This window comes from Leptospira semungkisensis (assembly GCF_004770055.1).
Lineage (GTDB): Bacteria > Spirochaetota > Leptospiria > Leptospirales > Leptospiraceae > Leptospira_B > Leptospira_B semungkisensis.
The window spans coordinates 1-24,601 of sequence record NZ_RQEP01000012.1; the positions used below are offsets into that span (position 1 = coordinate 1).

The window sequence follows — 24,601 nt, forward strand, 5'->3', positions numbered from 1 at the left end:
CTATATTCAGGAACCTTTTCATTTTTGTAGCCATACATTTCATTTGTTATCCATTTTCTGAATTCTTCAATGGATAACTTAGAAGCTACTATTTGAGCTTTTCTGAGTAAATCTGTTATTGATATATTTGTGTCTGTTGCTTCTGATTGTAATTGAATAACAATTGGTTTTTCCACTTTATTGATCTCTTATGAAATATTTTTGCAATTTCGCATAACGACCAGTAATTGTCGAAGTTCCGCGAGTCCGAAGGACTTGGCGCGAGGCTTACTTTGCAAGACGAGTGACAAAGCGGAATTTGGCGAAGCCCAAGCAAGGGTCGCAAAGCGATCCCGAAGCGCAGCGACAATTTTTTAGTTAGGCGCAGTATTCGCATTTGCTATGTAATGTTCATTTCATTTTTGGAAAAGAAAAATCCATTACTTCGTCATTCAGCTAGGAAGATTACTTTCTATGATTCGTTTAACCGATATCCTTTAAGGCCTTTAAACCATTTTGTGCCTAAGATAGTTTGAACTACTTTTGGATTAGATATTATTTCATAAAAAGACTCTCGCAAAAAGACAAAGGAATCATCTTGCCGATTCCATGGCACATGTACAAGAATTAGATGATCTTCGTTCTTCAAATTGTAAATAATGACTGAAAATCCATAATCCGTTGGCATTGTGCGATTTGAAATTTCTATTCTTCTCAACTTGGTCGTATATAGCAATAAGTCTTTGCCGACCTGCTTTTCTTCATAACCCCTATCTTTCAGAAATTGTCCAAAATAAACTTTTGCATTCTTTATGAAGTTTTGATTACTTCCAATTGAGTAGGCTACCTTTTTCATATAAAGAAAATTCCAAGCGAATATTGCGCATAACGACCGAGGCTTGGCGACGTTGGCGTGCCGAACAATGTGAGGACAGGCATGAGAATTGCTCTGCAATTCGAATGACTGAGCCAATGTGGCGAAGCCCAAGCGAGAGTCGCGAAGCGATCTCGATGCGAAGCGACAAGTCGAAAGTTAGGCGGCGTGACTACCCGGACACAACAAGATTGAACCAAACCAAATTAATCAGTCAAATTCAATACAATCTAATCCAACTCTTTCTAAAAATTCCCATCCGCTTCAAATTGCGCGACTTTATAACTTCTTCGGAATGAGTTTCCTTTTATCAAATGAATGTTGCTACATGCATTAGAAGTTCAGAAAATACAAAAGCGCGATGAAGCGGATGCTAACACAGAAGCTTTCGTATAAGTAATAAGGAAGATCTTCGAAATCTTCCAAGTTTCAAACACTTAAAAATAGCAAAGCATTTGGTAGTCATGTAGCCTAACGACCCAAGGCTTATCGACGTTGGTCGTAGGTGAGCCTCGCAGAGGCGTTACCGTCGGCGCGCTTTTTGCTGCTGCATAAAAGCGTGACGGAGATCAATGTGGCGAAGCCCGAGCGAGGGAGAACGAAGTGAACCCCGAAGCGTAGCGATAAGCCGAAGTTATCTGCTGTGCCGCGCCCCGATGTCTAACCGAGCGAAGCCACGGAAGGCGTAGCTGGTTAGGGAACGCCAATAAAATTGCTATTTAAGATTTAACGATTAGGTTTCTCATATATCCAATAAATCTCTTGGTTTGACTTTTAATCGTTTCGAAAGCTTGAAAATTGAGTTAGCAGTGAAATTAGCCCTACCCGCTTCAATATCTTGCAAAGTTCTTACGGGAACAGCGTAATCGCCTTCATCCATATTTTCCTGAGTAAGCCCCTTTTCCTTCCGAGCTTTCTGAATATTCTTCCCAACTTTTACTAAAAATTCTTCGAAATTCACACACGGTATGTTGCGGCATGATTGACAAAATGTGAACGCGGTATACCGTGGGATACGTAATCTTTACAAATTTCTATTCAAAAAGGCACCTGTATGACGGGAAAATCTAAAAACAAGTCTCAAGGTATTGTCCGAAAATGGCCTAAATCAGAGATCATAAGGAGAATCTCCGAGGAAGAGAAGAAAGCTTTTTATCATCAACTTAAAGTGGCTAGAATAGAAGCTAATCTTACTCAGGCACAAGTAGGTAAAATGATTAAAAGGAGCAGAAGTCAAGTTTCGAAGATAGAATCAGGTAAGTGTAGGTTGTATATGGATGAATTTTTAAAGTTTATGAAGATTTATAAGAAATCTCCTTTTTTCTTTTATTCTGTATTTACTACAAATGAAGTCATCAAATCACCGAAGAAAGCCCGAGTAAAATCTGCGAAGCAGTTTTAACGAGGGCAATCGGAGCAGTTTAATGAAGATTTGGCGTCCCGATCGCATAGCGTTCGGGTGGACGGTTCAATCAAATAAGAATGAGCTTTTCATTTTTTTTAAAGAAGTATCTCCAATTGGATCTTAGTCCAATAATCAAGACGTTTATATACTCGATTAACTTCTGCCCGTATTTCTTCGAAGGTCGGAGTTTCTAAACGTTTCACAGGATTAGAAAAATATTCTGTTAAAGAAATAGCGGTTTCTCGAGCAATATTATATTCAATTAATTTTCTTGTAACCGGATTATAGGCACCTGTCTCAATAAATCTCAAAAAAGGTTCTTCTGGTGCTAAAATGTCGTACAATGGCTTTAATAACATTGGTAACCCGTAAGTTACATCTTTTTGAAGAGTACCAATTGTATTCTCAATTAACTCAGAATCAGAATGATAATCGGAAGCAAGTATTTGTTGAAGTTTAGTTTCCTTAAGCCAATTTTCTGCATTAATACAAAAAGAATATATTATATCTTTTCCTGGAACCTCTCTAAGTTTTAAATAACGTCGAAAATATGGTTCAAAATCGGACTTTAGTTTTACTAGAATATTCTTCAATTTTCCGCTGATATTTGTTTCGAATCTTGAAATTGGAATTGTATAATCATTGCGAGTTTTGTACAAGCGATCCAGATCAAATGGATCCCAATATCGATTCATAAAGCAAGTTTCTTCTGAAACCTCTAATTTTCTCAATTCTGACGAGATTTTCTTTATTAAACGCTCATTAATTGAAATACCAACAGATTTAAGTTTATTCTGAGCTTTTATATTTCCATACTTCAAGATTGACTGTCTTATATAAGTTACTAAAAAATGGTTATCTTCTGCAATGGATTGATCATCATATTCCTGTGAAAGCTGATCGTCTATTAAACCCTTATTTCCTTGATAGGCATCGCCATATCCTAAATTGATTTCTTTATAAGCATCTTCGAAAAGCTGTTGATCTTCAGCTTCTTCGGAAACGGAAAAAGCATTTTCATCTAAGACAAAAGTTCTCCCAATGAAGTCTTTTAGAAGGCGCCCAGCTCGCCCTCGTAAATTAGCAATTTCATAAGGAGTTAATTGCGGGTTAACTTCTCTATTTCTCATTACAAATAAATTAGGATTGCGAATGATAATATTCTGTGCTGGCAAATTAACGCCTTGCATCAATGTTGTTGTGCAAACTATATTATTGATTAGTTTCATAGATATTGCTTTTTCTAAAACATTTCGAACGTGGCTTGGTAGTTTAGCATGATGATAAGCAACTTTATTTTTTAGAACTTTGCACAAATCATATTCAGGATGAACGGTTTCGCTAATATAATCAATTAATTCAGAAATTTTTTCATTATTTCCATTGCTTTCTTCAAAACGGTGACTTAAGTCTAAAGCTGTTTTTCTCGCTTGTTTTGTTGTGGGTGAAAAAATAATATTTATACTGTTTTTTCCTAAGCCACTAATAGTATGAAAAATGTAATTATAAATAGCTTCCGTATATTTTGAACCTCCAGAATTTCCAATAACTTCCTTATTTTTTAATATCGGAAGACTTAAAGGATTTCCGAGAAGCTCACTATACATATTTAAATAATACTTTTTCCTGTGAGTTTTGATGGCATAAGTGAAATTTGCTACAGGTGAGTTCCTTGTATTTTCTTTTGCAGACTTTCTGCCAAATAAATTTGACCCTACTAAATCAATATTATCTATCCTTGGTCCCGAAATAACAATATGATCAAGAGAACTAGTATTTCTAAATTCTTGAAGAAGGTCATAAAGAATCTTCGAGCGCGAATCATCCTCTGATTCAATTCTTTCGACATTTTGAATTTCATCAACTATTAACATTCTAACATTTTTAAAGGGATTTGAATCTCGTGAGAATGCGCCAATTGCCTTTTCCTGAGTAAATACATAGATTAATTTGTCTGACTCAGAATCGCCGAGATATGTATTTTGAATTCTGTAATCTTTCATATTAAATTGATTTAAAAGCTTACGAAAATCTAAAGATACCTGGCTAACCAAACTTAATGTTGGCACCACATAAATTATCGATCCGTCTCTTTCTTTCAAAAGGCTAATTGCCTTTAAGGCTAAAATAAAAGATTTCCCTGCGCTTGTTGGGGCAGAAATTCCTAATAACTTGCTTTCATCCAACTTATTCCAAATATTTTTTTGAAATTGAGTTAATAAAAAAGTTGAATCATCAATTCGAACCTCAAAGGAACTCTGCTTTAAAGCTACGGCAACTTGACTGATATAACTATCCATTGGAGAAAAAGTTTGAGATCTTTCCTCATATCCTTCATCAATCATCATTGTGGCAGGGGCCTGACCAATTCTTGTAAGAATTAATAAAAAATGGTCTTTTAACCCATTCCAATCATCTGACTTATATTGCCAAATCACTGCACAGATTGTAATGGCGATCTTCCTTTCGTTATCACTAGGATTTCTTGTTATAACATCTAGTGCGATTAATGCCTCTTTTAGAAGATCTTCGGGGAAACTTTCCTGAACTCCTTCTATATAATTTAAACGCCTAGCAACTTGTACATGCTCGAATGTGAGCACCTTGGCCAGCAATTTGCTTAATTCCTCTTCTTTCAATTTCATATACCTAAAGAAGAATCAAATTTATTCAATAGTTCGTCTAGCTTCCATACGGGAAAAATAATATAATTTATCCTATCCAGAACGTTTGCACTTGCAATCTTATAGGTTTTATCTTCTATTCCTCCACATTTCTCTTTAATAATTCGGACAATTTCGTTATGTATTTGTGTCTCATTTTTTAAATGACCCAACTCTGATGTTTCATTATAAATAATTATGGATGTAAGTTCGTATTGTACATTTGCAAGCTTATTGTCTTTATAATTTTTAGCTATAGTAAGTAATGGTTCTTCAATAAATTCATCACAAACAAATTGATGAAGCTCATTGTCTAGATTATTAAATGAATCTATTATGCTAACTAATGACTTTTCAAAAGCTGTTTTAAATTTGTATTTGCTTTCATAACATTTAGATTCACCTAAAATGATTTTGTGAGAACTTCCTTCATTCTTATAATGCAACGCATCTGCTCCAAATCTTTCATGGCCTGGAGAAGTAGTGACTGGCATTTTGCGAAGTATGGGGACTGCCTGAAATAGGTGTTGTAAGAAGTTGAATAATAATAATTCTCCAAATTGACCTTGCGGGTGGCCTTTTCTGAATTTGCTATGAGCTAGTCTTGTTAAAAACTCGGCGGCATTCCCCATGTCATTGGTTTCGTTAAGTTTATCTTCTAATAGCTTTTTAGAAGTAGCTTTACTGTAAACCCAGGAAGTAACTGTTCCTTTTAATTCTCTCAAAAATTGATCAACACGTGGACGAATATCAGTATATGCGATTGCGGCCGCTGTATGTTCTTTTTTAGGAACCAATCCTAAATCTTGAGAAACCATATGCACATGTCGAAATAATGATTCAGTATGAGTTAATAAATCTTCGATTTTGATTGTAGTATTCTTCTTTTTTGCCATCTAAATTTTGTTTACTAAGTTATTAAATAAAAGCCTGCCACGGACGGCAGGCACTATAATGAGGGGCGCGGCATGGCAGATAACTGCAACTCTCCGTAATTGCGTAACGAGAGCCATAAGAGCCGAAAAGGCGAAGGTGCGTAAAATCAAAAATCGGCATCGAGGGGACTTTTTATTTGTGTAAGCATAGGATCAGTGATACGGGCATAGATCTCAGTCGTTTTCACAGAAGCATGTCCTAATAGTTTCTGGATGACTTTGATGGACGTTCCTGATTCCAAAAGATGAATTGCGAAAGCATGTCGAAGATCATGAATGGAAACATCCTTTTTAATGTTCGCTCGATCTTTTGCATTCGAAAAGATCTTTTCTGCCGATCTAATACTTAAACTTCTACCTGGAACCATTCCCTGAAAAATCCAAGTATTTGCACCTTGTCGGTTGATAACGTCTAAAAGTTCTTTCTTACACGAAAGCGGCAATAAAGAAAATCGATCTTTTTTGCCCTTACCTTGACGAATTCGAAGACTCTTTCTCTCCCAATCTAGATCTGTACCTCTAAGCCTCGTCAATTCACTTACTCTCAACCCCGCACCATAGCAAAGTTTTAAAAGGAGACGATGTTTAGGATTGGCTAAACCGTTTATAATTTTTTCAACTTCCGATCTAGACAAAGATTCTGGAATTGTTTTTTCCCGCTTCGGCAAGGAATAGGAACTTAACGCGCGAATTTGAATTACATTATTATAATAAAACTTAAGAGAGTATATTAAACCTCGGATTGAAATGGCCTTAAGTTTCTTTTCATAAAGGATATTATCTAAATACTTCCGCAGGTCCGCCTCGACGACTCGATATGGATTTAAATTTACGGAACGCAAAAACGCACGGTTATAGAGGAGATATGCTTTTTGTGTCTTTCGACTATAATTTCTACGCAAAAGCTCCGTCTTCAGTGGAAGCAATAGAATATCCACTTCCGCATTAATCTTCTCCCGGTATGTTGATACAAGTTCCGATAGAAATTGCTCCGAAAAAGGGAGTTTCCAATATCTTAATGTGGAGTTCCATTCCGCTCTTGGCTTACGACTCAACTCTCGGAAGAGAGCTGGATGATCGGAACATTGGACAGTCGCAAATGAATAACCATTCTCCCAAATTTTGCGAATCTCAATATTTGCAGCCATGGAGAGAGATTTAAAAATACTAATAATTTGTATAGTATATATTCCCCATCCCCGTACGTAGCTTCGCCCCTTGAGTCCCATGGGGCGCGAAAAAAATCGTATATTAGAAAAATACGTCAAGCGGATTTGACTTTTATGGAGAGAATTTGACATTTTTGGCTTTCGAAAGAGGAGAATGTACGTTACGCATCTCTTCTTTTCATAGAACATATTCTTTAAGGAGCAGATAACGCTTTCGTTGAGAAAGATTCTTAATTAATTATTTAAAGATTACGAAAATGGAAAGTTATTTGGTTTTTTGCAGCGCGAAAAAGTTGAGTCTTCCTACTATCTGGCTCGTATTTGGGGAAAGTTCATGCAGAAAACTTCTATATAATGAAAACGTGATCTGTTTTTCTTTTGGGAGCGGGGAAGTTTTGTATTTTTTGGAAATTATTTTTCAACTGGCACAAGAATATTCGGAGTGGGCTTCCTTTGCCGGTTGATTTTGGTGAGCTGGATCCTTCCCCACCTAAGAAATACATCCTTTTGCTTACTCTTTTATTCCTTTCTGAGCCGTTTCTATTCCTTTTTTTGCTCAGAATCTGATTGAATTATTTTCCGAAACCAGATAGCTTTGTTCTTCGAAATTCTTTATGCGTTTTAGAATTTCTTCAGTTTCGTTCTTTGTTCCGGTGTAGAATGGACCAATCCTCTTCTCCAAAGCCTGATTTTCGTCTTCTTTTCGAATCCTCCCCCGGACTCTATCTCATTCTCTCGTCTGAACTCAAGATCTTAGCCGTTACAGATGCCTACCTTAAGGCGACTCTTACCAAGCGGGAGGATCTTTTAGGCAAGGGCATCTTTGAGGCTTTTACCGACGATCCAAACGATCCTGAGGCCACCGGCGTCGCGAACCTTCGCACTTCCCTCTTGCGCGTCTTGGAAAAGAAGGACTCGGACACCATGGCAGTCCAAAAATACTCCATACAACTTCCCGAGTCGGAAGGTGGCGGTTATCGTGAGAAATATTGGAGCCCGATCAATTCCCCCCTACTCGATACAAATGGCGAGGTCTCTTATATCATCCATAAGGTAGAAGATGTGACCGAGTTCGTTCAGCTTAAGCAGAAGGGCACCGAGCTCAGCAAGATCACTGAAGAATTGCAATCCCGCACGAATCAGATGGAATCCGAGATTATTAGTCGCTCTCTCGAATTGCAGGAAAGCAATAAGAAGCTCCGTGAGGCTGAAAGGATCAAGAATGAATTCTTTGCAAACGTCTCCCATGAACTGAGGACTCCACTCACTTTGATCCTGGCTCCTTTAGAGTCTCTTCTTCTTTTGGAAAAGAGTTCTAGCCTCGGCCCGGAGCAAACGAAAAAACTCCATATCGTGCATAATAATTCGATCCGGCTTCTTCAATTAGTAAATAGTTTATTAGATTTTTCTAAATTTGAAGCTGGCAAGATGAAGGTCGAAAAGGAATCCGTTCCTGTCTGCAATCTTGTCCGCACGATTCTAAGAGATTTCGAACCGGTCGCCTCGGAGAGGCAGATTCATATTGAGTCCGACCTGATCGCGTCTAATCCTTCTATCTCTATGGATCGTTATCTTTTCGAAAGGATCTTGTTCAATTTACTTTCCAACGCTTTGAAATTCACTCCTAAGGAAGGAAATATCTCCGTCCATCTTTCTTGGCAAAAAGGTGTCTTGAAATTAAGCGTGAAAGATTCAGGCATCGGGATCGCAGAGACTGATCTCGGCAAATTATTCCAAAAGTTCCAGCAAGTAGAAGGTTCTTCTACCAGGAAATATGGTGGAACCGGACTCGGTCTCGCAATGGTGAAGGAATTCTCAGAGCTCTTAGGTGGCCAAGTTTCCGTTGAGAGTAAGGTAGGAGTTGGTAGCACATTCACTATCGAAGTTCCGGCAGAAATGTTAGAGTCTTCTTCGAACGACAAGGATTTAGCCGGAAGTAAATTGGTCTCTTATTCCCCTAGATTTTATTCTTCCGAGTCGAACCAAGAAGAAGCTATTTCAGAAGAATCCGAGCTTCCTAAAGTACTTGTCTGCGAAGACAATGAAGACTTGGCTCGCTTTATTTCTTCTCTCTTGAGTCCTTTCTCCCGAGTGAAACTTGCTAAGGATGGTAAGGAAGGAATGAAGCATATTCATTCCTGGGAACCGGATCTAGTTCTTTCAGATGTGATGATGCCGGAAATGGATGGGATCGAACTCTGCAAGGCAATCAAGTCGGATCCTGTAGCTTCTAAGACGATCGTAATTCTTCTGACTGCTCTTACTCATAGAGAAGCAATGTTAAAAGGTTGGGAAGCTAAGGCAGATGAGTATCTATTCAAACCTTTCCATCCGGAAGAATTGATCACTCGCGTGAAGTCATTACTTTCCATGGCAGAAGATCGCAAAAAAACTATGGAGTCTATCGAACAGAAGAACTTCCAATTAGAATTTGCGAATGCTGAACTAGAGGCCTTCTCCTATTCAGTCTCTCATGACCTGAGAGCTCCTCTTCGAGCCATTCAAGGCTATACCGAGATGCTGATCGAAGATTATAGTTCCGTAATGGATAAAGACGGGATCCGTTTCTTGAATGTTCTTATCGATTCCACCAAGAGAATGGAGAATCTAATCGATAATCTTTTAGAATTCTCTCGGGTGGGAAGAAAGGAACTCAAAGATTCTACTTTCGATCTGACAGAAGTAGCCGAATCCGTTGCAAACCAGATCCGAGATCAAATGCAAAAGAAGACGGAGATCATCATCCATCCGTTAGCGAAAGTGACTTCTGACAAGGATCTGATGTCTTATGTTTTCCAAAATCTTATCTCCAATGCAGTGAAATACTCTTCTAAGAAAGAAAATCCAAGAGTCGAAATCGGAGTCGCTCAAACCGAGAAAGGTAGAACCTTCTTCGTGAAAGATAACGGAGCCGGCTTCGATATGAAATACTATAATAGACTTTTTGGTGTATTCCAAAGATTGCATAGACAAGATGAGTTCGAAGGGACCGGAGTCGGTCTTGCTATCGTTCATCGAATCGTCACTCGATATAAAGGTTCAGTTTGGGCCGAAGGCAAATTGGGCGAAGGCGCGTCATTCTATTTTACGATCGGAGGGACCAAGCAGGAAGCCATTGCTAGTTGATCGCGCTCCGGTGAATTCTTTATTTCCTTGAGTGCGTGCTGTCGCTTTCAAACATTGTCGCATGGCTACGGAAGTCCAGACTCTCTTTTGGTTCAAATGGACACCGTATGCGATCCTCCCTATATTCAGTTTTTTTCTCTCCTTAATCACACTTAGACTCGCGTTCAAGAATAGAAAGACTCCAGGTTCTCTTGAGTTTCTTTTCGTCTCGATCGGAATGACTCTCTACAGCTTCGGTTACTTCTGGGAGATCGTAAGTGCAGAACCGGAAAAGATCATTTTCTGGGATGACTTTCAATTCATTGGCTCGGATATTCTAATCGCCTCCCTTCCATTTCTATGTTTGAGAGTTGCCAATTTAGGAAAACTCATCCATCCGATCAGCATATCTCTTTTCACCATCATTCCTATTATCACTGAAGTCGTCGTCTGGTTCGGCAAAAAGGAATGGATCCGCCCTTCTATTCGTTTCGATACTTCCGCTCCTTGGCTCGCTTTGATCTACGAATACGGTCCTTGGATGAATGTATTCGTGGTGAATTTTCTAGGAACCTTCTTACTTTGCATTCTAATCTTGACTTACGGTGCCTGGAGCCAAAGAGCATTTCACAGGATACGTAATCTGGTCTTTTTGATCGGTCTTTCCATTCCATTCGGAAGCCAACTTATGACAGCGGGAGGCTTCATTCCTTTCGTACATCCTAAGTTAGACATCTTTCCTCTCGCCGCAAGCTTCGCTCTTCTAATTTGGATGTACGGACTTTATTATTTTAGAATATTAGATCTGATCCCCATGGCCAGAAACCAGGTCTTCGAATGGATCCAAGACGCAGTGTTTGTTTTGAATCCAGAAGGGTTCCTGTTGGACTGCAATGTGGCCGCTCTCAATCTTTTAGGCACAGCAAGATTGAGAGGAGTGAAGAAATTATCGGAGTTACTACCAGAGTTATCTTCCATATTAGATGAATGCTATCTCAGTCGAAAAGCAGGCGGAGAATGGAGGACCGGCGGCAAATACTACGATATCTCCATTCGTTTTCTGGAAGAAGAAGGCTCACATTTCAAGATAGTCGCTCTGAGAGATGTGACCCAAAGAGCTATTTCAGAGAGAAAGCTCTCCGAAAGAAGAGACGTTTTGCAGACGATCTTAGACTCGACTAGTGTTTTATTTTTGGTCTTGGACGGAGAAGGAAAACTCATCCTTCTAAACAGAGCATGCTTGCAGATCACAGGCTTTGACCTAATGGAGCTGGAAGGAAAAGTCTTTTGGGAAACTGTAATCCATCCTCAGGACAAGATTCGAGTCGCTAAAGTATTCGAGAGTCGCTTTGCGAAGAAGAGATTTCCTTCCCGCACAAGTATTCTACTTCAGACCAAGGATGGCAAGGCGCGTCATACAGCTTGGGAGCATAAGGAAGTACGGGATAAAGCGGGACTTCTTCAATATGTAATTTCTACCGGCACAGACACTACAGGTTTGGAAGAAGCCGAGATACGCATTGATACATTAAAAAGAGCGAATGAAGAGATCTTAGCAAAGAATGCGATCATCGAAACGCAAAAGGCAGATCTCGAACAAGCAATCCAAAGCGTAAAGCGAACCCAAGCAAAATTGATCCAAGCTTCTAAGCTCGCCGACCTAGGCCAACTCGCCGCAGGAATCGCTCATGAGATCAATAATCCCATCGGAGCTATCCAAGCCGCCGGGTATAATATTCTTTCTTATCTGCAAAGGGTAAAGACAGATCTGCGAACTTCCCTTTCCCGCTTATCCTTATTGTCCGACCAAGAATGGGATCTATTCGAGAAACTGATCGAAAAGGGAGTCTCCTCCAAGGAGATTTTGATCGGATTGGAAAGAAGAAGGATCCTCTCTTCTCTGAAAGAAGAGATGAAATCCGAAGAGATCTTATTTTCCGACGAGACCGCAGAGTTTTTCGTAGACTACGGAATTTCTTCCGGGTGGAAGGAGTTCCTTCCTATATTAAAAAATTCGAATTCTCGAAGCCTTCTTCCCTTCTTTCTGGATCTATTAGGACCGGAACAATGTGTGGACACGATTAAGACTGCCGTCGAGCGTTCTTCTAAGATCGTATACGCTCTTCGTAGTTTTGCGCATTTCGAATCGTCTCATAAAAAAAGGAAATTCTCCCTCAAGGAGAATATTGATACAGTCCTGACCTTATACCAAAATTTATTCAAACACGGGGTGGAAGTTTCGACGAGCCTGGATTCGGTTCAAGACTTTTTGGGATTTCCAGACGACCTTATGCATCTCTGGACCAATCTGATCATGAATTCCGTCCAAGCAATGAACTATAAGGGAAATCTGAATATCGAAGCTTCTCTGCAAGAAAAGGAAGTTCTTGTTTCGATCCGAGACAACGGGCCAGGGATTCCTCCGAATGTAGCCGACCAAGTATTCGAAGCATTCTTTACTACCAAACCATTGGGAGAAGGATCCGGACTCGGTCTGGATATCGCGAAACGTATCGTTGAAAAACACCAGGGCAGGATCTGGTTCGAATCTTCTCCTGGAAACACAGTCTTTTATGTGGGGTTGCCTTTCGAGGTTAAATCCGAATGATCCTTTCTTTGCGTAGTCTTTTTACATTCGATCCAGGCTCACCTCTTTTAGTAGAAACATACAATCCTTGGCTTGTAGTTCTTTCCGTACTCATTGCGATATTTGCCTCTTATATCGCCTTGCAAATTGTAGGACAAACTGTTCCCGAACATTCTCCTCCTTTGACCAAGTATTTGGTTCTAGCTGCAGGAAGCCTTGCATTGGGTTGCGGGGTATGGGCAATGCATTTTGTGGGAATGCTTTCCTTCTCTCTTTGCACTACCGTAAAATACGATAAGACTCTCACTATTGTTTCCATGTTTCCGAGCTTGCTTGCCTCTGTGGTAGCACTCTCTTTCGTAAATCGTCCCAAGATATCTATCACCGAATTAGTGTTAGGCGGAGTCTTAGTAGGCTCCGGGATCGGGACCATGCACTATACCGGAATGGCAGCCATGCAAATGGCAGCAGTCTTACGATACGATCCTTGGTTCTTTTCCCTGTCCATCGTGGTCGCAGTCATTTTAGCAATCGCATCTCTTTGGGTAAGATTTGGCCTAGCAGGATTAAGACTGAGCTCTCAAAAACTTACTCTGATCGCTGCCTGCACCATGGGCCTTGCTATTTCAGGAATGCACTACACAGGAATGGTTTCCGCCAGATTCATAGGCACTCCGGAAACGGATCTGAACACTGCGTTCAACGACCCTACCTTTCTCGCACTTGCAATCTCTTCTACTACGATCTTGTTCACGTTATTCGCCTTTGCAGTGAACTGGTTTTTAAGATATAGAGTCTTAGTTCAAAATCTAAGAGCCAGCGAATCTAGATTAAGGACCATCATCACCACTGCGGTAGATGGGATTATGATCATAGATTACCAAGGAAGGATCAATGACTTCAATCCTTCTGCGGAGCTGATCTTCGGTTATAAAAGATCAGAAGTGATCGGAAAGAATATTAGGGAATTGATGCCAGATCCATACTATTCCTCCAAAGGAACAGAACCTAAGTACTCTCTTAGTGCAGGATTTGCAAAGATCGTCGGCACAAGTAAAGAAGTGATCGGCCTGAGAAAGGATGGATCCGACTTCCCCATCCGTCTTGCAATCGGCCACGCAAGATTATCTGGGGAAGATCTCTTCGTAGGATTCGTAACAGATATCAGTGAAAGAAAGATGATCGAATCTGCTCTCAAACAAAGCGAGCAACAGGTTCGATCCCTGATCGAAAATATTCCAGGCATCACGTATCGTTGTCTTCCTGGTAGAGATTGGAAGATTCTATTCATGAGCGATGCTTCCGAATCGATCACAGGATATCCTGCATCCGATTTTGTTCGCACAGAGCCGGCACGATCCTTCAAAGAGCTCGTTCATTTGGAAGACTTGCAGAGAATAGAAGAAGAAATCGATTCAGCCATATTTGAGAAGAGAGCCTTTACTCTAGAGTATAGGATCACCGATAAGAACGGCGATACCAGATGGCTCTGGGGAAATGGATGCGGAGTCTACGGAGGAAATGGAGAAGTACTCTTTATAGACGGAGTCATTCTCGACATTACAGAACGCAGAAATATTGAAGAAGCACTTAGGACAGCAAAAGAAAAAGCAGAGCTAGCCGCAATTACCAAGACTTCTTTCTTGGCAAACATGAGCCATGAGATCCGCACTCCTATGAATTCTATTCTAGGTTTCACCGAAGTTCTTCTTTCTGAGAATTTGGAGAAGGAACATAGAACTCATTTGGAGACAGTCAAGAGCTCCGCAAAATCTTTATTAAGACTTTTGAATGATATCCTGAATACCGCTAAATTAGAGAAAGGTGCGGTCGAGTTGGAGAGTATAGACTTCTCCCTATCCAAAGTGATCGCAGATTTAAAATCCACACTTGGAATAAGTGCACGAAAGAAGAATCTAGAATTCGAAGTAATACAAGACCCTCTCCTATCCGAATATTACGTAGGAGATTCTCTCCGAATCAGACAGATCTTATTGAATCTGATCGGCAATGCAGTAAAATTCACCGAACATGGAAAGGTGACCTTACGAGTGGCGAAAGAAAATGAGTCCTTGCATTTCGCTGTCCAGGATACCGGAATAGGGATACGCGCAGATCGATTAGAAAAGATCTTCGAGCCATTTACTCAGGCGGATGTTTCTACCACCAGACGTTATGGGGGTACAGGTCTTGGCACGACGATCTGCAAACAGTTAACCGAATTGATGGGTGGTCGGATCTGGGCCGAAAGTATATTAGGAAAAGGAAGTATATTTCATGTGCTCCTTCCATTAGAAGAAGGAAAACCTAGACAGGAGATCCATGCCCACAATCTGTTGAGTCTTCCTTCCCTTAAAATACTGGTAGTCGATGATATAGAAAAAAATACAGAGCTAGTAGAGCTTTTACTGAAAAACCAAGGGCATTCTGTCACAGTAGCGCATAACGGAGAAGACGCCGTAAAAAAAGTAGAGGCAGAGAACTTCGATCTGGTACTCATGGACGTGCAAATGCCAGGCTTGGACGGTAGACAGGCCACCCGAGTCATTCGAATGCACGAGGCTCAGGAAAATACTCCGAGAACTCCTATTCTTGCACTTACTGCTAGCGTATTTGAAGAGGATAAAAACTCCGCAATGGAAGCCGGTATGGACGGGTTTGTCGCGAAACCTGTAGAGTTAAATCAAATGACTTTCGAAATCGCTAGAGTCTTAGGTTATTCTTCTAATGATAAAAAGATAGAGATCGAAGTAGAAGACGTTTCCGGTTCCGAATGGAATCCGCAAAGAGCGAATGAACTATATGAGTCACTTTCCGATTCCTTTAGAAGAGGATCCATCGAAGACGAGCATTTAGAAGAGTTTCTAAGTATGGCAAAGTCTAAAGCCGACGCTCAAGAGCTAAAAAAACTCAGAACAAAGATCGAACAATTTGAATTTGAAGAGGCAATCTCGATCTTAATCGGAATTGCAAACAATCTAGGACTCGAGGAAAAGGAAAATTAATATGAGCAGTCTCGTCGATGTCCGGCCCAAAATACTAATTGTAGACGACGAGGCAACGAATCTACAGGTACTCAGGCAAATCTTACAAGACGAATATTCCCTCTTATTCGCCAAAGACGGCGCAAAGGCAATCGAACTAGCAATATTAGAAAAACCGAATTTGATCCTTCTGGACGTAATGATGCCCGGAATGAGCGGACATGAGACCTGTAAGAAACTAAGAGTTGATCCGGCTACTTCTAGGATCCCGGTGATCTTTGTCACTGCCATGGCGGAAGAAGAAGACGAGACAGACGGTTTCGAATCCGGAGCCGTAGACTACATTACAAAACCAGTAAGTCCTGCGATTGTAAAGGCCAGGGTCCGCACTCATCTTTCCTTAGTACGAAATGACGAGTTAAAAGGAACTCGTCTTCAGATCATACAACGCTTAGGACTCGCAGCGGAATACAAGGACAATGAAACCGGTCTGCACGTAATTCGAATGAGCCATTATTCCGAGACATTGGCCTCGGCTTTAGGCTATAGCCCCGAAGTCGCGGAGAATATCCTGAACGCCTCCCCTATGCATGATATAGGAAAGATCGGGATCCCCGATAGTATATTACAAAAACCTGGTAAACTCACTCCCGAAGAATGGGATATCATGAAGAAACATCCTAATATCGGAGCAGAGATCATAGGAGATCATGATTCATTCCTATTGCAAATGGCAAAAAGCATCGCTCAAAACCATCACGAGAAATGGGACGGCTCAGGCTATCCGAACGGCTTAAAGGGCGACGAAATCCCAATGGAGGCTAGGATCGTGGCTTTGGCTGATGTATTCGACGCACTGACCACAGAAAGGCCTTACAAGAAAGCCTGGGAGATCCCAGATGCAATCCAGTACATTCGAGATAACTCGGAAAAGCATTTTGATCCCGGTCTAGTACCTGTCTTTCTAGATTTAATGCCGAAGCTACTCGAGATCCGAGAACGCTGGGCCGAAAAATAAGGATCGAATTTTAGAAAATCGTAAAAAGCTTAGGTAAGCCTTACAAAATTCCTTTTGGCGGCAGAAACAGTATCTCATCTTGATTAAAGCTCGCCGGTTGTAAAAACAAACTCTCTAGAAAGGCTACCGCATCCGAGACTGGGATCATATCTTCTCTTTTAAAGCCTTCTCTTCCATCCCAGATAGCAGTGTCAATGGCTCCAGCATAAACTGTGCTGACTCGAATCCCTTTTTGCTTCACTTCTTCTCGGATCGCCTTTGCAAATCCTGCCAGGCCATGTTTAGAAGCGCAGTATGGAGAAGATTCCGAAAATCCCTGCCTTCCCGCAGTTGAAGAAAGATAACAAAGCAAGGAGCCTCTTTGTAACTTTCCGATTAGTTTAGAGGTCAATGCCATGGGAGAGATTAGATTCAGAAAAATATGTTTTTCCAGATCTTCCAACTCGAGATTTTCGATGGGCAGAAATAGACCATCTCCCGCCAAAAAGTAGATTGCTGCGACCTCCGACCAAGAAGAAGACAGATCCTTACAAAATGATTCTAAGCTTTTTCGATCGTTCAGATCGCAATGATAGTTCTTTCCGGATTCGAACTTGCCTTCGAATGAGATCCCTCTTCTGGAGATCCCGATCGCGTTGATCCCTGGAGTTGCATGCAATTTTTCTAATAGAGCTTTTCCGATTCCGGAGCCAGCCCCTACGACTAGAATATTTTTGGGATCCATCGTCTTATTTAGACATGGCCCTGACTTTTAGCAAGAAATCGGCCGCTTCCAAATGTCTGTTTGCTTGGACTAGATCCTTCCCCCAAACAGTGATCCCATGCTTTTCTATAATACAGAAAGGAACGCGTGGTTTATGCTCGATCAGATAACTCTCCAAATGATCCGAGATTTCTTGAACGGAAGGATAATTGTATAAAACAGGAACAGATACATTCGGATTCTCATCCCAAATACCGAATGCCTTAATGATCTCCAAAGGAAGAAGAGGAAGTTCTTCGATAGGATTCTCCTTGTTCACACCAATCTCTACCAGATTGGATTCAGGAGTGTGAACATGCAAAGAGCAACCCATTTCAGGAAATGCCTTGTATACAGCTCTATGAATGGAAGTCTCTGCAGAAGGCTTGAGACCTTCTCTGCCTTTCCAACCTTCTAGTACCTTGCCGGATTCTATCTGAACCGGAAGGAAATCCTTGCGACTGAGCTTATTCTTGTCCAAGCCGCTTCCGCTTACCCAGAAAACGTCGGAATCTTTTTCGTCCTTGATGGAAAGGTTTCCGGCAGTCCCGGGCATCCAACCTTTAGAATGATATAACACTCCTGACTCGGCCAAGCGAGTCAGGATCTTCTTTTGGGACATTCTTTAAACGAGTGCCGTGGTTTCTTCTACGTAATTAGGGACCCAGCCACTCATGTCTTGGAAGTAACGGACCGCTTTGATCCTTTTGTTCTCATCCAGAGTGAACCAGTGGTTGGTGTTCTTAGGAACGGAAATGAAATCGTCCTTTTCTACCTTCACTAGAAATTTCTCTCCGTTCAGAGCGAATCCGAAGACACCAGAACCGTCTACGATATAGCGAACCTCGTCGTCCGTGTGATAATGGACCTTGTCGAATTTCGCAAGCATCTCATTTAAGCCAGGCACTTGAGGATGAAGAACGATCAAATCTCTAGATTGGTATCCTTCTTTTTCCTTTAGGACAGCGAAGCGATAATCCAAGTTCTTCAGAAGAGTTTCTTTTTCTTCGTCTAGAAGGGTCATTTTATCGGTTAGCGCGTTAGACTCGCTTGGAACCGGCCAATGATCGTATTCTATTCCTCTCTTGTTCAAGAAGACTTTTACTTCTGCGTTATCCTTGATTTCCGGTAATCCGGGTTTTTGGACGATGGTAGCCATGGCAGTATCTCTCCAGTCAGTATGATTACTTATTGACCCTCTCCACGTAGGTAAGGTCCCTTAGGTCGATCTTGATCACATCCCCTTGCTTCACGAAGATAGGAACGTTAATCTCTCCTCCGGTTTCGACGGTAACTCTCTTAAGAGCAGTACCGGAAGTATCTCCTTTAAGACCTTCCTCAGCGTAAGTTACTGTCAACACTGCAAAGTTAGGAGGAATTACTCCGATTGGCTTTCCTTCGTAGAATGAAACTTCCATAGGAGTCTCTTCTTTCAAGAAAGGAAGAATATCTTCTAAATATTCTTTAGAAACAGGAAGCTGTTCGAAGTCATTTGTATCCATGAAGATGATATCGTCGCCCTCGGAGTAGCAGATGGTCATCTGTCTCTTTTCTAATTCGACGGACTCCAATTTCTCGGCAGCCTTAAAGGTCCTTTCGATGGAGCTACTGCGGATCAAGTTTTTCAATTTTGTGCGGATGAAAGCGGAGCCCTTGCCTGGGTTTACGAATTCGCTTTTAACTACGGAATACAATTCTCCTTCAACCTTGAGAACCATTCCTTTTCTAACTTCAGTGATACCTAAGTTCATATACGACCTAAAATAAAGATTACGCTCCTTCTATATCCATGCAGGAAGGCGAGGTGTCAAGCGATGTACTCAACCGCTATTTGTAATATTTCAAGCCCAAAATCCATTCGACTTTTAGGGTTTATAAGAAAGAATCCCTGATTGGAAAAGATTTCCGGAGAACCCATTTGCCGATGAAACAAAAATTAATGCCTATCCTTATCCTAGCATTAGGATTGGGCGGCGCCAATTGTAAGAAAGAAACCATTTTGATTACTGGATCCGAGACCATGCACACTATGTTGAACGTAGTGGCTTCAGGATATTCCAATAAAGCACCAGACACTAAAGTAGAAGTCCAGGGAGGAGGATCTTTCGAAGGTATCGAAAAACTCTTCGAAGGAAAGACTGACATAGCTGCATCTTCCCGCCCACTTACTCCCGAAGAACAAGTACAACTTGAAAAAAAAGGAAAGTTCGAAGGTGTTCTCATCGGATATGATGGTATCGCAATAGTGGTCCATCCAGAAAACCCTGTGAGCAAACTTACCTTGGATCAGGTTTCAAAAGTATTCTCCGGAGAGATCAATGATTGGTCAAAGCTAGGTGGTAAACCAGGACCGATACATGTTCTACTTAGAAATGATAAGAGCGGAACCACTGCCTATTTTGAAACACATATCCTAAGACAAAGAGATCTAGGAGAGAAAGCTTACCAAGCTGCTAAGAAGAAGGAATATATTTCCAGCGCCAAGATAGTCACGGACAACGACTCAATGGCGGACGAGATCCAAAAAGATCCTGCAGCAGTCGGATTCATGGGAATGGGAAACGCACAGATCCAAAACAAGGGCAAGGTCAAAGCTGTTCCTTATGCTCGTACTGAAAAAGATCCATTCGTAGAACCGAATATTCAAAATGTTTCCAACAGAGAATATAAACTAGCAAGAGGACTTTATCTGTTCTATCTTTCCGATCGAGGAAAGAAGATAGACGAGTTCGTGACTTATATCACTTCCGAAGAAGGACAGGCTCTCGTCCTAAAAAGTGGTTACTTAAGAAGTACGTTAAGCACGGTAGAAGTAGAAGCGTCCAAACAGTAAAATCACTCTTTTTGCTCGAAAAAAGGTTGCGAAAGGCTTTTTCGTTCGTCAAACTTGAGAGATACTTATGAAACGACTCGGGCTTTTGTCTTTAGTTCTGTTCCTGGTAGTCGCCTTGTTCAGCGAGGTGGTTGCCAAGGATTTCAGAGCCACTAAGACTTTCGGACTACCGAAAAAAGCAAAGGTCCAGTCGTTCCGAGAAACCGAGGGTCAAGCCCTTCCTTCTCTATTTACTTCCTCAGGAGATGAGGCTGGCATCGGCCTAGTCAATCGACTCTTTCATTCTCTTCTGGGCTTGAAAAGTCGTTATCTTCCGGATTGTTCCGATCGCATTCTTTCCTTTCACACTTTAGAATATCGTTATCTTTTTCTCCCCCCTCCGGCCTAATTGGCTTTCATTCTGTAAGGTCCTCGGGGGGATTTTCCCGGAGATACCGATCGGTTTCGGGCAAAAATTCCGTTTCGGTAATATATACAGCAGGGACTCGCTCATCCTTCTCCTAAGTCTCCAACCTTAAAAAGATGAGCACTCTTCCCAGAGGTTATTAAATAGAAAACTCGAAAGGAAATCGCATAGGTTTCCTTTTTTTTATGCGGATACTCGGTTGACTGCAAGGCCGAGCCGGAAATCAATCAGAAAGAGGAGCATCTCTCTGGAACTTATTTCTTCTCAAAGGCAAAGGACAGACATTCCCGAAAAGGATTGGCTGGATTGGAAATGGCAGATCCAAAATCGGATCAAGGATGAACATGAGCTCTCGGACTATATAGAGATCAGTTCGGACGAAAGAGAAGCCATCTCCAGTTGCTCCCAAGTCTTTAGCTTCTCTGCCACCCCTTATTATTTACGACTCGCAGATAAGAAGGATCCGAATTGCCCGATCCGACTCCAAGTACTTCCCCGCAAGGAAGAGCTTAGCGTTCGTGCCTGGGACAGAGAAGACCCATTGGCAGAAGAATCATATATGCCAGTCAAAGGAGTCACTCATCGTTATCCGGACAGAGCTCTTTGGTATCTTTCTCATGTATGTGCGGTGTATTGCAGGTTCTGCACCCGTAAGAGAAAGGTTTCTCAGTCTTCCGGAACTCCAGGCTTAGAAGATTGGCAAAAGGCTCTACAGTATTTCAGAGAGCATCCTGAGATCAAAGAAGTGATCCTTTCCGGAGGAGATCCATTGAATCTCTCCGATCATAAATTGGATTTTCTTTTGGGGGAATTGAAATCCATTCCTCATATCAATCAGGTCCGAATTCATACTCGTTATCCTGTGACCTTACCGATGAGGATCACTTCGGAGCTTTGCTCCGTTCTGAAAAAACATTTCCCGATCTATCTAGTCACTCATTTCAATCATCCAAAAGAACTGACTCCTTTAGTGAAGGAGAGAATAGGAATGTTAGTGAAGGAAGGAGCCGTTACAGTTCTCAACCAATCCGTTCTTCTGAAAGGAGTGAACAATTCAGTTGAGACTCTAAAGGATCTCTTCTACGGACTCACTAAGATAGGAATCAAGCCTTACTATCTGCACCAATGTGATGAGATCTTCGGCTCTTCTCATTTTAGAGTTCCTATCGAAGAAGGCGTCGAGCTCATGAAGCAAATCCGAGGAAGTGTGAGCGGCCTGAGCGTGCCTTTGTACGTGGTCGACCTGACCGGAGGAGGAGGAAAGGTTCCCCTTCCCGCAAACTATCTAGAAGAAACAAAGGATTCTTCTTATGTATTTAGAAATTATAAAGGAGATCTTTATGAAATCGGCTTTTAGTATTCTCTGCATTCTTGTCTTCATCTCACAATGTAAAACCACGGAGCAGAATCCGAACGCGGTCATTGCCGAGAATCCATCGGTGCTTAGATTAAATTATGACGTTGTGTATTATACTAGCGGGAACGCGGTGGTTTTGAATTCAGGAAGGATGTTCGCTCGAGGATTATTCTACGAATGTAAGATCTCAGATACCAAATCGAATTTCGACACATTCCGAGCCACTTCTTATACCGAGGACAATTCGATAGATTTCAGACATTTGGTATCCGAAACGGAACAGGCCAAACTGAATAACCGCCAATTCCAGTACTTCTCCATGGGGGAAAATTCCAGGGCCACGGTATTTTCAGGCTGCTTCAAGAAATCCTCTGCCGAACACTGTTACGTCCGTTGGGAATGGCAGAAGGAAGCCTTTATCTTCGTATTTGAAACCGAGGTCGAAAACAGAAAGGGACTATCTAGTCTAGAGCTTGGGAAAGAATTTCATGAATTCGTGAGCCGGGGAATAAAAGCTTTTTAAAGGGGTATTTTCTTGACCGAATTGTACCGAGAAAGTATTTTATCCGGCGGGGACGAGGTCTCGGGGAAAAAGGAATAATGTGGCTGAAATTGGGGGACACCGAAGTCATTAATTTGGACTATATTTCCTCCATTAAAAAGAATCTGACGGCGAACTCGATCGAGATCACGTACCATGATTTTAACCACGTAAAATCACTTCCATTCGGGGACCCGGAAGATAGAGATCGGGCGTACAAAGCAATTTTGGAAAATCTTTCCAGGATGCGCTTGTTCTTTGAATAATCTTACTTCCAACTCTTCCTTCGCGCGGTCGAACAAACGAGATATGGAACGAATTAAAGAAAATCTCTCAAGCGTCTCTTCCCTAAAGCCATTCGAACTCATTTTCTTCGGTTCAAGACAAAGAGGAGAAGGAGACGAGTCTTCCGATTTTAATTTCCTAGTGCTTGCGGATCCTTCCGACCAGCTGAAAGGAAATTTTATCCGGGAGATCAATCGCGCTATGGAGCCTCTGCAATCCCAAGGCCAGGTAAACCTTTTGGCTGCCGACTGGGATGGTTTCCGCACCAGAATGAAAAGCTACGACCCGGGAGCGATTCATATCTGCGAATTAGGAGAGCCTTATTTCGGCTCCGAATACTTTCCAGTCATCAAAGAAGAATGGGACAAACTTAAAGCAGAGCCGGTCGATTCAGTCGGAGCCGGAAAGTATTTAAGAAAACGTTATAGATTCTACAAAGGTATAGTTCCTCGAAACACCAAAGAAGATGTAGTCCGCATGGAAAGACTTCTGGCTGTTTATCTTCAGAACTGGATGTTCCGTCATATAGAGGACCTGAGCGTAGCTGAGATCGTAAATTCGGATATCCCTTCTCGGATCGGACCAATGTTCAAGGGTCTCTATCCTAAAGAAGCGAAAGGAAATACCTTAGAACTTTTAGATTTGTACGAAGAAGTCTTAAAACTGAAGAAGGAACTGAGATCTCCAGAGTCTCATTTCTCCGTAGAGAGATTCAATCAGTTAAAAGAAACTCTAAGATTCGAAGAGAAAGAGATTCGGATACTTAAGCTGAATTACTAAGAAAGGGCCCTGCCCAATCAAACGACCCATAGGAAGCGAGATTCCCAATGGGTGACTGAACAAAGTGAAGTCAAATTTCAACAGGGTAGCCCCACCCTTTCTTGGGTGGGGGGTGTGGCCCGTGGGTTCGCGTTCCCGCTATATCAGAAAATCCGGATATTGCATAGTAGAAATTTTGCCGAACTGTTTCCTAAAAAAATCGCTTGTTATAAACAGCTAAAATAGAGTCCGCGATCTCTTCTCCCCAAATGGAACATCCTTTTATCGAAGGATGAAACCCATCCGAACAAAAGATCCCTTCAGAAGAAATGGACCCGAGCTTCCTCATTGGAATATGAAATACGTTCTGTAGTCTCGCTGAAAGATAAGAAGAAGCTTGGTCCAAAAGTCGCGCCTTCCATCCTAAAACGAATCTCATGGTCGAAGGCAAAGATGGAAAAATTCCTAGGGGTGGCACACCTGCAATAAAGATAGGAGTATCCGAATACTTACTTTTGCAAATATCGATCAGATCTTGCAACTCAGAAGACCATCTTTTCTGAGTATTCAATTTCACAACATCATTCGCACCCAAAGCAATTACGATCGCGTCTAGAGAAGATTCGGGCAAACGAGATCCAAACTTCTCCTTTGCCTCTTTCAAAGTGATCCCGCTTTCTCCAATCGCTTTCCAAAGAATTTTTCGACCACTCTTAGTTCCGAGAACGGAAGCGATCTGACCGGTCAAAGAACTTTTATAATCCGGAATTCCTACCCCTGCAACGGTAGATTCTCCTAAAACCAAGAGTGAGAACGGATCTGCACCAGGTAATTCCCCGAAATCCGGACCAGAAGCATCCGGAAGACGAGGAATTGTTTTGCGAGCCTTCAGCCCTTGCCATAGAAGCACGGGAGATAAAAGAAGGCTCGTAGTATAGAACGGAATCTCTTTCATTAAG

The 24,601-nt window shown here is 41.6% G+C and carries 22 protein-coding genes; 11 read left to right on the forward strand and 11 right to left on the reverse strand.

What is annotated here, in order from left to right; genetic code table 11:
- The 3 genes from EHO59_RS18385 to EHO59_RS09580 form a co-directional block, all read right to left on the reverse strand.
- The coding region (locus tag EHO59_RS18385; RefSeq protein WP_425460227.1) for an AbiTii domain-containing protein at positions 1 to 176 on the reverse strand (176 nt) is incomplete at its 3' end.
- Between the two features lie 275 nt (positions 177 to 451).
- Positions 452 to 835: a hypothetical protein gene (locus EHO59_RS09575; RefSeq protein ID WP_135587337.1), complete on the reverse strand. Its 384-nt coding sequence runs from the start codon at positions 833 to 835 to the stop codon at positions 452 to 454.
- A 760-nt stretch (positions 836 to 1,595) separates the two neighbouring features.
- Entirely contained in the window at positions 1,596 to 1,814 is a 219-nt protein-coding gene (locus tag EHO59_RS09580; RefSeq protein WP_135587339.1) for a helix-turn-helix domain-containing protein, read from the reverse strand.
- Between the two features lie 93 nt (positions 1,815 to 1,907).
- On the opposite strand from EHO59_RS09580, the gene EHO59_RS09585 reads away from it, so the two are divergent.
- Entirely contained in the window at positions 1,908 to 2,255 is a 348-nt protein-coding gene (locus EHO59_RS09585) for a helix-turn-helix transcriptional regulator (RefSeq protein ID WP_135587341.1), read from the forward strand.
- A gap of 98 nt (positions 2,256 to 2,353) precedes the next feature.
- On the opposite strand, the gene EHO59_RS09590 is transcribed toward EHO59_RS09585, so the two are convergent.
- The 3 genes from EHO59_RS09590 to EHO59_RS09600 all read right to left on the reverse strand — a co-directional run bounded on the left by EHO59_RS09590 (position 2,354) and on the right by EHO59_RS09600 (position 7,157).
- Positions 2,354 to 4,903, reverse strand: a complete 2,550-nt coding sequence (locus EHO59_RS09590; RefSeq protein WP_135587343.1) for a DEAD/DEAH box helicase — start codon at positions 4,901 to 4,903, stop codon at positions 2,354 to 2,356.
- Positions 4,900 to 5,817 carry a HamA C-terminal domain-containing protein gene (locus EHO59_RS09595; protein ID WP_135587345.1) on the reverse strand — a complete coding sequence of 306 codons (918 nt, stop codon included), beginning with the start codon at positions 5,815 to 5,817 and terminating at the stop codon, positions 4,900 to 4,902. The genes EHO59_RS09590 and EHO59_RS09595 overlap by 4 nt, the downstream gene beginning before the upstream one ends.
- A 146-nt stretch (positions 5,818 to 5,963) precedes the next feature.
- Positions 5,964 to 7,157: a tyrosine-type recombinase/integrase gene (locus tag EHO59_RS09600; RefSeq protein ID WP_246052809.1), complete on the reverse strand. Its 1,194-nt coding sequence runs from the start codon at positions 7,155 to 7,157 to the stop codon at positions 5,964 to 5,966.
- A 528-nt stretch (positions 7,158 to 7,685) separates the two neighbouring features.
- Here EHO59_RS09600 and EHO59_RS09605 point away from each other — a divergent pair.
- The 4 genes from EHO59_RS09605 to EHO59_RS09620 all read left to right on the forward strand — a co-directional run bounded on the left by EHO59_RS09605 (position 7,686) and on the right by EHO59_RS09620 (position 16,719).
- Complete coding sequence (locus tag EHO59_RS09605) at positions 7,686 to 10,151, forward strand: hybrid sensor histidine kinase/response regulator (protein ID WP_135587348.1); 2,466 nt, start codon at positions 7,686 to 7,688, stop codon at positions 10,149 to 10,151.
- 61 nt (positions 10,152 to 10,212) lie between these two features.
- Complete coding sequence (locus tag EHO59_RS09610; protein ID WP_135587350.1) at positions 10,213 to 12,738, forward strand: histidine kinase N-terminal 7TM domain-containing protein; 2,526 nt, start codon at positions 10,213 to 10,215, stop codon at positions 12,736 to 12,738.
- The gene (locus tag EHO59_RS09615; RefSeq protein WP_135587352.1) at positions 12,735 to 15,722 is read left to right on the forward strand and encodes an MHYT domain-containing protein; all 2,988 of its coding nucleotides are present in this window, start codon (positions 12,735 to 12,737) and stop codon (positions 15,720 to 15,722) included. The genes EHO59_RS09610 and EHO59_RS09615 overlap by 4 nt, the downstream gene beginning before the upstream one ends.
- Position 15,723: 1 nt before the next feature.
- The gene (locus tag EHO59_RS09620) at positions 15,724 to 16,719 is read left to right on the forward strand and encodes a response regulator (RefSeq protein ID WP_135587354.1); all 996 of its coding nucleotides are present in this window, start codon (positions 15,724 to 15,726) and stop codon (positions 16,717 to 16,719) included.
- A gap of 40 nt (positions 16,720 to 16,759) precedes the next feature.
- Here EHO59_RS09620 and EHO59_RS09625 read toward each other — a convergent pair whose 3' ends face one another.
- Genes EHO59_RS09625 through efp form a run of 4 tightly spaced genes read right to left on the reverse strand, consistent with a single transcriptional unit; the run spans position 16,760 to position 19,212 of the window.
- Positions 16,760 to 17,443 (reverse strand): SDR family NAD(P)-dependent oxidoreductase, encoded by a 684-nt coding sequence (locus tag EHO59_RS09625; RefSeq protein ID WP_135587356.1) that lies wholly within the window; start codon positions 17,441 to 17,443, stop codon positions 16,760 to 16,762.
- 4 nt (positions 17,444 to 17,447) lie between these two features.
- Positions 17,448 to 18,083: a methylthioribulose 1-phosphate dehydratase gene (gene mtnB / locus EHO59_RS09630; RefSeq protein WP_135587358.1), complete on the reverse strand. Its 636-nt coding sequence runs from the start codon at positions 18,081 to 18,083 to the stop codon at positions 17,448 to 17,450.
- A gap of 3 nt (positions 18,084 to 18,086) precedes the next feature.
- A complete protein-coding gene (locus EHO59_RS09635) occupies positions 18,087 to 18,620 on the reverse strand; it encodes a 1,2-dihydroxy-3-keto-5-methylthiopentene dioxygenase (protein WP_135587359.1) in 534 nt (177 codons plus the stop codon).
- Between the two features lie 25 nt (positions 18,621 to 18,645).
- On the reverse strand, positions 18,646 to 19,212 hold the full coding sequence (gene efp, locus EHO59_RS09640) for an elongation factor P (protein WP_135587362.1): 567 nt from the start codon (positions 19,210 to 19,212) through the stop codon (positions 18,646 to 18,648).
- Positions 19,213 to 19,385: 173 nt separating this feature from the next.
- Between efp and EHO59_RS09645 the strand changes: the two genes are divergently transcribed.
- From EHO59_RS09645 to EHO59_RS09670, 6 genes are all read left to right on the forward strand, one after another.
- Positions 19,386 to 20,294 (forward strand): phosphate ABC transporter substrate-binding protein, encoded by a 909-nt coding sequence (locus tag EHO59_RS09645; protein WP_135587364.1) that lies wholly within the window; start codon positions 19,386 to 19,388, stop codon positions 20,292 to 20,294.
- A gap of 67 nt (positions 20,295 to 20,361) precedes the next feature.
- Positions 20,362 to 20,682 carry a hypothetical protein gene (locus tag EHO59_RS09650; protein WP_135587366.1) on the forward strand — a complete coding sequence of 107 codons (321 nt, stop codon included), beginning with the start codon at positions 20,362 to 20,364 and terminating at the stop codon, positions 20,680 to 20,682.
- 265 nt (positions 20,683 to 20,947) lie between these two features.
- Positions 20,948 to 22,057 (forward strand): KamA family radical SAM protein, encoded by a 1,110-nt coding sequence (locus EHO59_RS09655; RefSeq protein ID WP_135587901.1) that lies wholly within the window; start codon positions 20,948 to 20,950, stop codon positions 22,055 to 22,057.
- The gene (locus EHO59_RS09660) at positions 22,041 to 22,580 is read left to right on the forward strand and encodes a hypothetical protein (RefSeq protein ID WP_135587368.1); all 540 of its coding nucleotides are present in this window, start codon (positions 22,041 to 22,043) and stop codon (positions 22,578 to 22,580) included. The genes EHO59_RS09655 and EHO59_RS09660 overlap by 17 nt, the downstream gene beginning before the upstream one ends.
- A gap of 77 nt (positions 22,581 to 22,657) precedes the next feature.
- Entirely contained in the window at positions 22,658 to 22,864 is a 207-nt protein-coding gene (locus EHO59_RS09665; protein ID WP_135587370.1) for a hypothetical protein, read from the forward strand.
- Between the two features lie 43 nt (positions 22,865 to 22,907).
- Entirely contained in the window at positions 22,908 to 23,663 is a 756-nt protein-coding gene (locus EHO59_RS09670) for a hypothetical protein (protein ID WP_135587372.1), read from the forward strand.
- 190 nt (positions 23,664 to 23,853) lie between these two features.
- On the opposite strand, the gene EHO59_RS09675 is transcribed toward EHO59_RS09670, so the two are convergent.
- The gene (locus EHO59_RS09675) at positions 23,854 to 24,597 is read right to left on the reverse strand and encodes an SGNH/GDSL hydrolase family protein (RefSeq protein WP_135587374.1); all 744 of its coding nucleotides are present in this window, start codon (positions 24,595 to 24,597) and stop codon (positions 23,854 to 23,856) included.
- Positions 24,598 to 24,601 lie beyond the last annotated feature (4 nt).